At 43.1% G+C, this 13,236-nt stretch carries 12 protein-coding genes; 2 read left to right on the top strand and 10 right to left on the bottom strand.

The annotated features are described in order from the left end of the window. Positions 1 to 14: 14 nt before the first annotated feature. Genes CHH91_RS10145 through CHH91_RS10130 form a run of 4 tightly spaced genes read right to left on the bottom strand, consistent with a single transcriptional unit; the run spans position 15 to position 3,331 of the window. Positions 15 to 752 (bottom strand): sulfite exporter TauE/SafE family protein, encoded by a 738-nt coding sequence (locus CHH91_RS10145; RefSeq protein ID WP_286160744.1) that lies wholly within the window; start codon positions 750 to 752, stop codon positions 15 to 17. Positions 753 to 791: 39 nt separating this feature from the next. After that, complete coding sequence (gene ssuE, locus CHH91_RS10140; RefSeq protein ID WP_095223326.1) at positions 792 to 1,334, bottom strand: NADPH-dependent FMN reductase; 543 nt, start codon at positions 1,332 to 1,334, stop codon at positions 792 to 794. A gap of 19 nt (positions 1,335 to 1,353) precedes the next feature. Beyond that, complete coding sequence (locus tag CHH91_RS10135) at positions 1,354 to 2,253, bottom strand: carbon-nitrogen hydrolase family protein (RefSeq protein ID WP_095223325.1); 900 nt, start codon at positions 2,251 to 2,253, stop codon at positions 1,354 to 1,356. A 13-nt stretch (positions 2,254 to 2,266) separates the two neighbouring features. Beyond that, entirely contained in the window at positions 2,267 to 3,331 is a 1,065-nt protein-coding gene (locus CHH91_RS10130) for an LLM class flavin-dependent oxidoreductase (protein ID WP_095223324.1), read from the bottom strand. 176 nt (positions 3,332 to 3,507) lie between these two features. On the opposite strand from CHH91_RS10130, the gene CHH91_RS10125 reads away from it, so the two are divergent. After that, complete coding sequence (locus CHH91_RS10125; RefSeq protein ID WP_095223323.1) at positions 3,508 to 4,155, top strand: hypothetical protein; 648 nt, start codon at positions 3,508 to 3,510, stop codon at positions 4,153 to 4,155. A gap of 101 nt (positions 4,156 to 4,256) precedes the next feature. Here CHH91_RS10125 and CHH91_RS10120 read toward each other — a convergent pair whose 3' ends face one another. Beyond that, the gene (locus tag CHH91_RS10120) at positions 4,257 to 5,129 is read right to left on the bottom strand and encodes a YitT family protein (RefSeq protein WP_095223322.1); all 873 of its coding nucleotides are present in this window, start codon (positions 5,127 to 5,129) and stop codon (positions 4,257 to 4,259) included. 540 nt (positions 5,130 to 5,669) lie between these two features. Here CHH91_RS10120 and fbp point away from each other — a divergent pair. After that, complete coding sequence (fbp, locus tag CHH91_RS10115; RefSeq protein WP_095223321.1) at positions 5,670 to 7,601, top strand: fructose-1,6-bisphosphatase; 1,932 nt, start codon at positions 5,670 to 5,672, stop codon at positions 7,599 to 7,601. An 85-nt stretch (positions 7,602 to 7,686) separates the two neighbouring features. Here fbp and CHH91_RS10110 read toward each other — a convergent pair whose 3' ends face one another. From CHH91_RS10110 to melA, 5 genes are all read right to left on the bottom strand, one after another. Further along, positions 7,687 to 8,583: an AraC family transcriptional regulator gene (locus tag CHH91_RS10110; RefSeq protein ID WP_095223320.1), complete on the bottom strand. Its 897-nt coding sequence runs from the start codon at positions 8,581 to 8,583 to the stop codon at positions 7,687 to 7,689. A gap of 93 nt (positions 8,584 to 8,676) precedes the next feature. Then, the gene (locus CHH91_RS10105) at positions 8,677 to 9,507 is read right to left on the bottom strand and encodes a carbohydrate ABC transporter permease (protein ID WP_095223319.1); all 831 of its coding nucleotides are present in this window, start codon (positions 9,505 to 9,507) and stop codon (positions 8,677 to 8,679) included. After that, entirely contained in the window at positions 9,507 to 10,421 is a 915-nt protein-coding gene (locus CHH91_RS10100) for a carbohydrate ABC transporter permease (protein WP_286160743.1), read from the bottom strand. Before CHH91_RS10100 ends, CHH91_RS10105 begins: the two co-directional genes overlap by 1 nt. 51 nt (positions 10,422 to 10,472) lie before the next feature. Then, a complete protein-coding gene (locus tag CHH91_RS10095; RefSeq protein WP_095223317.1) occupies positions 10,473 to 11,720 on the bottom strand; it encodes an ABC transporter substrate-binding protein in 1,248 nt (415 codons plus the stop codon). A 77-nt stretch (positions 11,721 to 11,797) separates the two neighbouring features. Beyond that, complete coding sequence (gene melA, locus CHH91_RS10090; RefSeq protein ID WP_095223316.1) at positions 11,798 to 13,129, bottom strand: alpha-glucosidase/alpha-galactosidase; 1,332 nt, start codon at positions 13,127 to 13,129, stop codon at positions 11,798 to 11,800. Between the last annotated feature and the right edge of the window lie 107 nt (positions 13,130 to 13,236).

Below are 13,236 nucleotides of genomic sequence, written 5' to 3'. Positions count from 1 at the left end.
ACATCCCTCCTGTTTTATGTAAGCAATAGAATACCGCCGAAGATCGGCAGCAAAATAATAACTGTCCGCAGCACCTGCACTGGTGCAAGACGAGTGAATTTCGCTCCAATGAACGAGCCTATCATCGTACCAGCGACCACTTGTACGAGCAAAGAGATATCGACAAACCCAGCTTGAGCAAAACCGAATGATCCAAGAAATGAAATTGGGATCAGTACAAACATGCTTGTCGCTGCCGCCTGCTGTATACTTAGCCCGAAAAAGATCATCAATCCCAACTGAATCAAGGGTGTCGACCCGATGCCAAAGCATCCGGACAAGAACCCAGTACTGCCCCCGACTCCTATCGCCAGCAGCAGATATTGCTTTTTGCTGAACACTTTCTCCACCTTTATACTGCCGCTGAGCCTGGTACGGAAAAACAGCAGGATAGAAGAAACGAATAAAAGAAGAGCTGAAATGACAATTAGCGGAGTCTCTGGCAGCTGAGCCGCTACTTTTGTACCCAGATAAGCACCTACGCCACCGAATGCTCCGACCATTGCGCCAGTTTTCAGCTGCATATTGCCTTCTTTAAAATGACTGATCGATCCGGAAATAACGGTGAAAATCATGGCTGTTGTGCTCGTGCCGAGTGCGGTATGAATCGGAATCTGGAAAACACTAATCAATAGTGCCAGCACAAATCCAGATCCACCACCGCCGGCAAAGCCCAACAGCAGTCCTAATGCAAACATCGTCGCCAGCATCATGATACGTTCCGACCTTTTCTATTTATATTAGTGTAGGGATTATACAACCTGTTCGATCGTCACACCCTCCAAAAGCCCCTCGACTGCTTGATCCAGTCTTAGCTTGCAGTCTTCCCCAATCTCAAAGCTGTTGTCCACGTCTCGGACTACTTGCTTATCCTGAATGAATACGCCCTGTTCAATTGCATTGGCACCCAATACAGATAGCACCGGCTTCAGAGAAAATTCCAGCATCAGCAAATGCGCTGTCGTTCCGCCCATTGCTAGCGGCAGCACCTTTTTGCCAGCCAACCCTCTTTCCGGAATCAGATCCAGGAAGCATTTCAATACACCAGTATAGGAAGCTTTATACACCTGCGTTGCCACTACAACGACATCTGCATTCTTCACCTGCTGTGTAGCCTGGATAATCGCATCACTCGTGAAGTTGGCATACAGCAGATCCTCCGCCGGCAAATCTGCAACTACAACATGTGATACATCACAGCCTTTGCTTTCCAAATCAGCAATCACATACTCCACGGGTCCATTCAATCGGGATGTTTTCTTCGGACTGCCTGTAATCACAACTGCTTTCGTCATCTTATCGCCCTCCATTTGGTTAGTTTACTACTTCCGTTTGATAGCGTTCATAGACTTCCAGTTTCCGGTTGGCCAGCCAGTCGACACGATTACGCGATTCAACAAGTGTAGCTTTACTGATCTCTGCAGATACATGCTGCCACTCTCCATCTTCGGCTATTGCCATCACGTCCCCGAATGGATTGAGAATGCAAGACTGTCCGAAGTGATGGCGGAGCACCTCCTCGCCCTGCAGCTGTTCTGCTCCTGCTTTATTCACACCCATGACAAACAGATTATTTTCCAAGGCCCTCACTCGCAGCTCTGCCACATACAGATCCTTGCGGAAGCCGTAAGTCGCTGTCGGCACGACGATCGCATCCACATCCTGCACACGCAAGGAACGCCACGCTTCTGGGAACGACCGGTCAAAGCAAATGAGGATGCCAATCTTCCAGCCATTGTCCAGGGGGAACGTTGGGAACGCATTTCCTCCGCCGCCGTACTGTTCAAAATAATATTTCTCATCCGTCTTCATCGTCGCATCATCGACTTTCGGCACATGGACTTTTCGATAGCTGCCGATCAGTCCTCTTGTTGGGGAACAGACAAACGCTGTATTGTAATAATTCGTGTGTTCACCTTCCTCTGCTCTCTCGAAAACTGTTCCGATCAGATGTGTTCCTGTCTCCTCAGCCAAAGCGACCATAGCTGTCACTGTAGGTCCATCCATAGGCTCAGCAAAGTCGAAGAAAGTCTCATCCGGCGTTGTGACTGCCGCAAAATACGGGGCCGTCATCAGCTCAGCACAAACAAGCAAATCCGGCTTATCTGCCGCAATAACCCGTCTGCATTCTGCCACTATCCTTTCTAAATTCGTTTCAACATCTCCTGCATACGCACCATTCTGCAGCCCGGCAATCACCATGCTTTCCTTCACTAGATCTTCCTCCTTACCCGATGATTTCTTTTACGACTGTATTCCGAAGTCCTTTCGCATCCAGCAATGGAACGATGTCACTTTCGAAGAAATTCATATCTGTCACAAAGTCAGGGAATGTGAACAGCAAGCCATCTATCATCGTTTCCTTCTCGATTTTTTCAATCTGCGCAGCTATCGTCTGCGGTGATCCGACAAGCGTTGGTACGATGAAAATCTCCCCTAGAAGCTCCATTGTCGAGCCTGTTTTATCATTATCACGCGCGTTTTGCAGTCCATCGAACCCGCCTTTATCCGTTCCTTCAATAAAGTTCAAGTAGATATCTTCCGCCTCTTCATCCGTTTCAGCAGAAATGATTGTATACACGGCATATGTCTTGATCGACTTGTTCATACTTGCCGCCATTTCTTTACCCTTGGCACTAAGCTCCGCAATGCGGTCAAAGTCACCTGCAACGAAATTGATATCACCATGCTTAATCGTGAATTCCAAGCCTTTATCTGACATACCTGCACAAACAATCGGCGGATTCGGCTTTGTTTTAGGTGTCGGCTGACACATGCAATCCTCCAGCCCGAAATATTTGCCCTTATGTGTCAGTCTCCCTTTATCCCACAGCTGCTTCACAACCGTCAGCCACTCATCCGCGTATTCATAGCGATCGCCATAAAACTCATCACCAGGCCATAATCCCATTTGGGAATACTCATACTTATTCCAGCCCGCCACGACATTCAAGCCGAAGCGTCCGTCACTGATATCATCAATTGTCGCCGCCATCCGAGCTGCCATTGCCGGATTATATGTGAGCGGCTGCACCGATGCGTAAATCCCGATCCTGTCTGTGACAGCTGCCAGCCCTGCCATCAAATTGAAAGACTCCATCGCATAATCCCAATGCTCCGTCTTTCCGCCATACCCACGATATTTCACCATCGACAACACAAAATCCAACCCCATATTCTCCGCCCGCAGCGCAATATCCTTATTCAATTCAAACGTTGGCATATACTGCGGTGAGTTATTCGACATGATCCACCCATTATTCGCTATTGGCAAGAAAATTCCGAAGTCCATTTGTATCGCTCCTTTTGTGTTGTGTATTTAACCTAATCAAATTGTATAATTATTCAGAAAATAAAAGGAGATTACAAAGTGTTAAGCTGAAGTGACAAAGTGTAACCATTAGATACAACTTCTCGAATTAAGCTATAATGAATCCTCATTAAAGTATCGAAAAGGTGGGTATTCCGTTGGTTAATCTCGCACAAGAACTCTCACATATCTATTGGATAGGCGGCTCTCCGTGTGCCGGTAAAACAACCATTGCCCGAAAGCTGGCCGCTGAATATGGATTTACCTATTATAAATGCGATGATTGCTATGATGACCATATGTGCCGCAGTACACCTGATCAGCACCCAAATATGTACAAAATAAAAGACCTGACATGGAATCAGGTCTGGTCTACACAGTTTTGTTCTTTATCTATTAAGGAGCAAATTGAAGATGTAGTTCGTGTGTATGAGGAGCAGAATAGTCTGATACTGGAGGACTTGTTATCACGACCTAAAACAACACCTATTATTGCGGAAGGAGCAGCACTGCTGCCACATAAGGTAGCTCCACTTCTTACTGACTTGAACCATGCAATTTGGATGGTTCCGACACCAGAATTTCAGATAAAGCATTATAAGAATAGAGAGTGGATTCATGGGATACTTGATCAGTATGAAAATCCTGATTTAGCTTTTTCTAATTGGATGAAGAGGGATAATGGATTTGCTCTGAAGATTATAAGAGATGCAGAAGATATGGGTCTTCAGACATTAAACGTAGATGGTAGTTTCTCTATTCATGATAATGTTAAGATAATAAAACAACAATTTGGATTATCGTAAAAGGCTTTTCTTTCATCTCTACTTAAGGAGTTAACCTATACATATAAAAAGCGCCAAACTAGACTGTTTGACGCTTTAAAAACTGATTACATTCTAGAACCTTAGTGAATATCACTCTTCCTAAAGGTACCACCCTTTACTTCCGCTACATCATAAATCGTAACAAAAGCTCCATCATCAATATCATTGATGATTTCTTTCAGCTTACTTTCCTCTAGACGGTTAATGACACAAGTGATTTCCATGAATTTCTCATGTGTATATCCGCCGTAAGCTTCCTTATAGGTAGCGCTTCGTCCAAGCCGGTCACGAATGGTTTCCACCATTAACTTCGGCTCGGTTGTAATGATCTTGAAGGTTTTCGAACCGCTTAAACCTTCTTCTACAATGTGGATGACTTTGGATGCGATAAAGTAGGCGATTGCTGAGAGAATGGCTCCCGTCAGACCAAATACAGTGGAAACAAAGATGAAGACAAACATATTAAGGAATAAGATCAAATCACTTGTTCCAAATGGTAGTTTACGTGATAGAAGAACTGCCAGCATATCAATGCCGTCTACTGCTCCGCCATTACGCAATGCAAGACCCATACCTAAACCTAGGATAATACCTCCGACAACGGTGACGAGCAAAGTGTCTCCTTCGATAATTGCTGGAGTATGATGCATGAGAACCGTACCTATTGATAATGACGCGATTCCGATAATGGAATAAATCGCGAAGCTTTTCCCTATCTGTTTATAACCCAACCATACAAACGGAAGGTTGATAATAGCGATTAGTGCACCTAGCGGCAAACCGGCAAGTTGAGAAATGACGATACTGATACCAGTGACGCCTCCGTCTGATACGTTGTTTGGGATCAGGACGGTTTCCAAGCCGTATGCTGCGATGAATCCTCCGAGGATGACGAACAGTCCTCGTAACAAAATGAATAACTTACTTCGGTTACGCTTTCTGATTTTGCTCATACAAATACCTCATTCTAAAATTTTTAACCTTATAATTTTACCACAAGCAGTATGACCTCTGCTAATTTCCAGTATAGGTGGAGACTCCAATCTACATACAAAAAAAGAAAGGTCATTTCCTCTTAAGGGATTGCCTTCCTTTCTCTTTGTTTCTTCACCATATATTTTATCGTTTTATAAATAAGACATCCTCTTCCATCTATTCCTTCGCTTGCATTCTGACAACGATTTTCCGCGAACTGATTACCTGTTAAGTTGCGACACTGCCTGCTGTTCAATACCCATGCTTACATTTCTGTCAGATCCTCTTTATCTATGAAAACAACCATATCAACAAACGAGTTATATTTCAGAATATAACTGTAAATCTTATCCTGTTTCACAGCTTGTTCAGAAAGGGAAAAATAAGATACTATCAATTATGTAACTATTAAAATTCGATACAATAGCACAAATTCCACCTATACTTGCAAATTTATTTTATAATGGAAGAAGTAAAATTATGTAAAAGTTAGTAATTCTGAAAGGAGATACATAATCTTGAACACCAAATACTTAGACTTACTAGCTCAGAAATATGACACGGAAGAAAAAGTAGTCACTGAAATCATCAACCTAAAAGCAATTCTCAATCTCCCTAAGGGTACGGAGCACTTTGTCAGTGACTTACATGGAGAATATCAAGCCTTCCAGCATGTGCTGCGAAACGGCTCTGGAAGAGTAAAAGAAAAAATCAGGGATATCTTCAGCGGCGTTATCTTTGAAAAAGAAATCGATGAGCTGGCTGCTTTGGTTTATTATCCAGAAGAGAAACTGCAAATCATTAAAAATGACTTTAATCAGGAAGAAGATCTAAACGAGTGGTACAAAAAGACGATCAAACGGATGATCAAGCTTATCTCGTATGCCTCTTCCAAATATACGCGTTCGAAATTGCGCAAGGCGTTACCTAATCAATTTGCTTATATTATTGAAGAACTTCTATATAAAACAGAGGAATCCGGAAATAAGGAGCAGTATTATCACGAGATTCTCGAGCAAGTCATCTCGCTCGGACAAGCTGATAAGCTTATAACAGGGCTTGCCTACAGTACGCATCAGCTGGTAGTGGATCATCTGCATGTCGTAGGTGATATTTATGATCGCGGACCTGAACCGGATAAAATTATGGAAGAACTCATCAATTATCATTCTGTTGATGTGCAATGGGGCAATCACGATGTCCTGTGGATTGGTGCCTTTGCCGGATCAAAGGTTTGCCTGGCGAATATCCTTCGAATTTGTGCGCGCTATGACAACTTGGACATTATCGAAGATGTGTATGGCATCAACCTGCGTCCGCTATTGAATCTAGCAGAGAAATATTATGACGATAACCCTGCTTTCCGTCCTAAAACGCAAGCAGATAAGAAAACATCTGAAGAAGAAATTATACAAATAACTAAAATGCATCAGGCCATTTCCATGATTCAATTCAAGCTGGAAAGCCCAATTATCAAAAGAAGAAAGTTTTTCAATATGGAAGAACGATTGCTGCTTGAGAAGATCGATTTTGACACAAACGAGATTACATTGAATGGCAAGTCTTACCCATTAGAAAATACATGCTTCACCACAATCAATCCTAAGCAGCCTGACATGCTGCTGGAGGAAGAACAGCAAGTGATCGACAAGCTGCTATTCTCTGTGCAGCATTCCGAAAAGCTGGCTCGTCATATGAACTTCCTTATGAGGAAAGGCAGTCTTTATCTGCGATATAACGGCAACCTATTGATTCATGGATGCATACCGGTAGATGAAAATGGCAATATGGAGAAAATGGAGATTGATGGTAAGAGCTACGCAGGCCGCGAGCTGCTGGATAGATTCGAGCAATATCTTCGTCACTCATTTGCTCATCCAGAAGAAACAGATGATTTGGCGACAGATATGGTCTGGTACTTATGGACAGGTGAATACTCTTCCCTATTCGGTAAAAGAGCGATGACAACCTTTGAGCGTTATTTTATCAGTGATAAAGTGACCCATAAAGAAATCAAAAACCATTATTACCACCTGCGCGAAAACGAGGAAACCTGCGAAAAGATCCTGATAGAATTTGATTTAGATCCGGAGCATGGCCACATCATTAATGGTCATACACCTGTAAAAGAGATTGAAGGAGAAAATCCGATCAAAGCGAACGGGAAAATAATCGTTATCGATGGCGGATTTTCCAAAGCCTATCAATCGAAGACAGGCATCGCTGGATACACATTATTGTATAACTCCTACGGCATGAAGCTCGTCGCCCATAAGCATTTCAACTCCAAGAACGAAGTGCTGCATGACGGAACAGATGTATTATCCGTTAAGCGACTGGTGGATAAAGAACTGGAGCGGAAAAAGGTTCTGGAGACGAATGTTGGTGAGGAATTATGCCAGGAGATCAATATACTTAAGGATTTGATGGAATATCGGTATATGAAGTAAGAATGAAAGATACCTATTTCCCCAATACGTAATTTGCAATAACCCCTATTTTACTCAATAGGGGTTATTGCCTTTTAAGCCGCACCTAATCAATAATCAAATGATCAATCTTAGATGCATCCTTGCTCCTCCTGAACTTACCGGCAGACATCCCCACTGCTTTACGGAAGACCTTATTGAAATAATTAGCATTGGCGTAGCCTACTTTCACAGCAATTTCGTTAACAGAATAAGTTGTCGCAAGCAGGAGATCGGCTGCTTTCTGCACTCTAATCTTGGTTAGATACTGAATCGGAGTCATATGCAGCTCCTTCTGAAACTGCTTCAGAAAATAATAACGTGAGTAGCCAGAAACAGCTGCAATATCATTCAATGTAAGAGGGTCAGCATATTGCGTTTGGATATAGGAGAGTGTTTTAGCTATTTGGAAAGAAAGATCGTTTGGTGATTTTTCGATGTTTCTAATAAACCGGTACACTTCCATCATAAACTCATAGGCTTTTGCCGAGGCATGATAGACATCGGTAATCTTCTGATCAGCCGTATCCTGATAAATACGGAACAACAGATGAATCAATTTTGAATCAGGGGAAATTTTTAACACAGATCCGCTTTGCGCTTTAGCAAATCTCCAGCATTCGGCTGCTTTGCTGCCTACTAACGTAATAAAAATGAATTCCCATCCGTCACTGTCCTTTGGCAGATAATAACGATGATCACTTGGTATTTCCACCATAAATGCTTCTCCTGGCCCCAACGTATAGTTAGTTCCTTCAATCTGAATTTGTCCTGTTCCTGATAATGTATATTGGAATACGTAAGTCCCTACGTCCTCTCGCTGCATGCCATACCAATCATAGATAGTGCCAGGCACTTTTTTATCTTTTCCAAGCAGTAAAATGTTTGCCATCTCATTAAAGAGTGCGTCGTAAAAGTGAAAACCATATACACCGTACCCTTCCTCACGCCGATTAACAGACATAATCCTCCTCCGATCCAACTATAAACACAAACAAAGCGACTGGAAAATAGCCGCTTTACTTTTGCTTGCTTATGCTTTTGATAAGACTTTTCCTTACCCTTTGACACTTCCCGCTGCAAGTCCTTCAATAAAGAAGCGCTGCAGGAACAGAAACAAGAAAACCATTGGTAGCGATGCAATCAGTGCAGCTGCTCCGACAAGGCCGAGTTGGCTGGTGTTTTGCCCGAAGAAGCTTGACAGGGCTACAGTCAATGTATGCATATCGGAATCTTGTAAGAAGAAGATAGCAAATTGATAGTCGTTCCAAATATATACACAGGACAGGATTAATACTGTTGCCGTAATTGGCTTCAGCAGCGGGAACACTACGCGAAAGAAGATTCCAATCGTGCTGGCACCATCCATTTTCGCGGCTTCCTCCAATTCTTTCGGTACTGTGGAACGAATAAAACCAGCGTACAGGAAGATGGTTAATGGCAAAAATGCGGCTACGTTATTGAGTACTGCAACCAGGCGTGTATTCATAAGACCAACGTCTACGACGAGCTGATACAACGGTACAAGAGCCGTCAGCGGCGGGATGACCATCACTGCAACAAACAGCATATACACATACTTATTCAGCTTTGTTTGACGCCTTGCCAGTGCATAGGCTGCCAAGGAACCGAACAATATGAGCATTGCTGCCGCAAAGAAAGTAATGACAAAGGTATTCATTAACGCATTAGACAAATTCGCCTGTTCCCAAGCATTTGTAAAGTTTTCGAAGCTAAAGTAATCCGGGAACAGCCATTTTGATGAAAAATCGCCGGCTCGTTTAAAAGAGGTAGTTAATAAAATGTAGTAAGGAATTAAGTGGAGCAAAGTTATCACTAAAGCCACAGCTGTTAAAAACCATTTGGCTCTTTTGGATACTTGATTCATTATGCTTCCACCTCTTTTCGTTTTAAGTAGAGAAGTGCTCCCAAACTAAGCACTAGGATAATCAGTGCCATTAATACCCCTTGCGTTGCTGCATAACCGGCATCCTGCCGCGCAAAATAAAGGGAATACATAAATGTCGACATCGATTGAGAGGCATTTCCCGGTCCGCCATTTGTCAGCGAGACAATTACATCGAATAATTTCAATCCACCAATAATGTTGATAACCACATTGATGGTAATCGCAGGTGCCAGCAATGGCAGCGTGATATTTTTGAATTTAGACCAGCTTGACGCACCATCTATATTCGCCGCTTCATAATATTCCTTGGAAATACTCTGCAAACCAGCCAAATAGATGATCATCGCAACACCCACAAACTGAAATGTATTAACGAAAACGATAATGTATGGGTTCACCTCTGGGTTCCCTAGCGCATTGACTGGATCCAAACCAAGCCAGTTATAAATATCGTTCAGCGCTCCTCCTTGATAGGCAAAGAAGAAGTACCAGATGTAACCCATGACAAGCGGGCTGATAATAACAGGTAAGTAAATGATCGTGCGCGTTAAGGTCCGTACCTTCAGTTGCTGATTAAGCAATAATGCATAGCCCAGCCCGATAATATTTTGCAGTAATGTACTCCCAATTCCGTACAGCAGGGTGTTCTTTACAACAAGCCATGTGTCCGGATCTGCAAACATTCGCTTGTATTGCTCAAGCCCAATATAATCATAGACTTGTGAAAATCCATTCCAGTTCGTTAAGGATATTCGGATGCCATCTAAAAAGGGATACACAATAAACAGCAGGACGAGCAAGACACTTGGCAGGTACATCCACCAAAGAGAGGATTCTTTTCTGCGTTTTTTCGCTTTTTTCGCTTGTGCAGTCGATGATAAAGGCTGATCCATTCTCTTCATCTCCTTTTAGTAAACAAAGGGAGCATCCGCTCCCTCAGTTTGTTATTTCACTAAGCGACTATATTCTTCGCTCATTTTCTTTGATACTTGTTCCGGCGCCATTGCTCCTGAGATAAGCTCCTGACCTGTTGCTCCCATTGGATCCCACATGCCGCTTGGCAAGTAAGCACGGTCAAAATAAGGCTCAATCCGTGTACCTTCATACTGGCTGTAGAAATCGGCAAAATAATTCTCGGCATCAACATTCGTTAACGCATCAGGCAGTGACGTTCCTTCCGCAAACTTTTTCGCTACTTCCGGCTGTGCAATATAATCGATGAATTTCTTGGCTTCTTCCTTATGCTCGGAGTCCTTAGAAATAGCTAAAGTAAATCGTTCGCCGCCAATCCAGCTCGGTTTATCGTCTTCATGTATCGCTGGAACCGGCATCGTGCCCAGCTGCACATCTGGATTAAGCTCGGATACCTCACGTCCTATCGAGCCACTCATCATAATAAAGGCCACTTTGTTCTGAGCTAGCAGCTCCGCAACCTGTGTTATTTGTGCCGTAACTGCATCCTTATTCAGCAATCCTTTATCATTCATCTCTTTCAGCTTCTCCGGCAGATACGTGTAATTTGACCAATCAAAGGATCCATCCAGCAAAGCATCACCATGGCTGTTGGAAGGCGATGTGATCAACAGCGGAGTTGCGAACTGATCGAAGTACTGACCAAATTGGCTTTTATCTGAACCGCCCAGCCAGAAAGGCACAACCTCTCCGTTACTCTTTTCTTTCACTGTTTCGAGTGCTGTCATAAACTCATCAAACGTTTCTGGCGGCTCGATCCCATACTCATCCAACAGATTTTTGTTATAGGTCAGTCCATCAAGTGCTTGGTTTATCGGATAAGCATTCAGCTTTCCAGTCTCATCTGTTAAAATATCAGCCATTGCTTCATCCAAATTCCCTGTCCATTCCATATCACTTAGATCCTCGGTATATTCGGCATAACGAGTAGTTGACCAGCCATGTGTATCAAATAGGTCTGGCATATCGTTTGCTGCCATCTTGACGCGTGCCATCTCTTCATACCCATCGGTTGGATACGTATCTTCAATATCGATATCCGGATTTTCCTCTTCAAATTCAGACACGACTTCCTTAAAAATTTCTTGGTCTGCCTTATTCGTTGCTGTTGACATGAGCGTTAATTTCGTTTGTCCATCCCCACTTGCACCGTTTCCGCACGCCGACAGTACAAAAGCCGCTGATAAAGAAACTAGAAGTAATGTCATTTTCTTATTCATGATATCCCTCACATTTCTATTTTTGATAGACCACCATTTTTAAAGCGCTTACATTTATATTCAGAAACTAACAGCCTTTAATTTCTAAGGCTGACCGTTTCACTTTCAGAATGGTACGCTGGCAGCATCTCACCATGTGCCTCAATTAAATCATCACACATACTGATAATATCCTCCATAGAAAGCTCAGCAGCGGTGTGCGGATCAAGCAGCGCTGCCTGATAGATTTTTTCTTTTGATTTTGTCATTGCAGCTTCAATCGTTACGAGCTGTGTATTGATATTTGTGCGATTTAAAGCCGCCAGCTGTTCCGGCAATTCGCCCATATAGGCTGGTGTAATTCCATTTCGGTTCGCTATACAAGGCACTTCTACAACCGCTTTTACAGGTAAGTTGCTGATCAGTCCCCCCGTATTCACGACATTCCCGCCAAATACAAACGGTTCATTTGTTTCCATGGCTTCAATGATCCGCGACCCATATTCTCGAGAACGCTTATGGGTTAAACCTTGATTGTTCATCAGCTCGCTTTTGGTTTTCTGCCAATTGTCAATTTGTGCCTCACAACGACGCGGGTACTCATCGAGCGGAATATTCAGCCGATCAATCAATTCCGGATACTTATCTTTGATAAAATACGGATGGTACTCCGCATTGTGCTCAGAGGATTCCGTTACGTAATAGCCGAATTTGTCCATTAACTCATAGCGAACCATATCATGATGCTTTTCTGTTTGTTTTGCTTTAGCACGCTTTTTGATCTCAGGGTACAAGTCCTTGCCATTCGATTTGATCTCAAGCAGCCAAGCCATATGGTTAATACCGGCGATTCGCTCCTCAATATTATCATGCGGAATATTAAGATCCCTCAGCAGATCCCTCGTGCACACCTGCACACTATGACACAGCCCGACCATTTTCACATTCGTAAAACGAGAAACCGCACCTGTAAGAGCTGCCATTGGATTCGTGTAATTTAATAACCAAGCATCTGGACAGACTTCCTCGATATCCTTGGCGATATCAAGCATTACCGGAATTGTCCGCAGCGACCGGAATATACCCCCTATCCCAACCGTATCGGCGATTGTCTGCCGGAGCCCATACTTCTTCGGAATCTCAAAGTCGATTACAGTACTCGGCTTATAACCGCCCACTTGTATCGCGTTAATAACGTAACTCGCTTGCTTTAGCGCTTCTTTTCGATTTGTATATGCCTTGATGGTGACATCTGCCTGCAATGAAAACTTCAATGCATTTAACAACAGCTCTGACTCCTCCAACCGCTCCTCGTTGATATCGAATAAAGCAAATTCGAATCCTTGCAGTGCAGGAGACAACATGCAATCACCTAATACGTTCTTTGTGAAAATTGTACTCCCCGCTCCGATAAACGTAATTTTTTTCATCTGACAGCCTCCTGGATAATGAAAAGATTCACTTTTTCAATCATTGCCTTAGTCAATGTTAAAGCGCTTACACATTGAGTGGCAATGGTAAATAAAACTGAAATAAG

Origin of the sequence: Virgibacillus sp. 7505 (genome assembly GCF_002272135.1) — a bacterium.
In the GTDB taxonomy this organism is placed as follows: Bacteria; Bacillota; Bacilli; order Bacillales; family Amphibacillaceae; genus Terribacillus.
The sequence above is the reverse complement of the archived record's forward strand: the minus strand, read 5'-3'. Positions and strand labels throughout refer to the sequence as shown.

Excerpts from the sequence above, each read along its gene's own strand:
- CHH91_RS10105 (WP_095223319.1), bottom strand. The coding sequence starts at position 9,507 with ATGAATCAAGTATCCAAAAGAGCCAAATGGTTTTTAACAGCTGTGGCT.
- CHH91_RS10120 (WP_095223322.1), bottom strand. The coding sequence starts at position 5,129 with ATGAGCAAAATCAGAAAGCGTAACCGAAGTAAGTTATTCATTTTGTTA.
- CHH91_RS10130 (WP_095223324.1), bottom strand. The coding sequence starts at position 3,331 with ATGGACTTCGGAATTTTCTTGCCAATAGCGAATAATGGGTGGATCATG.
- CHH91_RS10100 (WP_286160743.1), bottom strand. The coding sequence starts at position 10,421 with ATGGATCAGCCTTTATCATCGACTGCACAAGCGAAAAAAGCGAAAAAA.
- CHH91_RS10095 (WP_095223317.1), bottom strand. The coding sequence starts at position 11,720 with ATGAATAAGAAAATGACATTACTTCTAGTTTCTTTATCAGCGGCTTTT.
- ssuE (WP_095223326.1), bottom strand. The coding sequence starts at position 1,334 with ATGACGAAAGCAGTTGTGATTACAGGCAGTCCGAAGAAAACATCCCGA.
- CHH91_RS10145 (WP_286160744.1), bottom strand. The coding sequence starts at position 752 with ATGATGCTGGCGACGATGTTTGCATTAGGACTGCTGTTGGGCTTTGCC.
- melA (WP_095223316.1), bottom strand. The coding sequence starts at position 13,129 with ATGAAAAAAATTACGTTTATCGGAGCGGGGAGTACAATTTTCACAAAG.
- CHH91_RS10110 (WP_095223320.1), bottom strand. The coding sequence starts at position 8,583 with ATGTCTGTTAATCGGCGTGAGGAAGGGTACGGTGTATATGGTTTTCAC.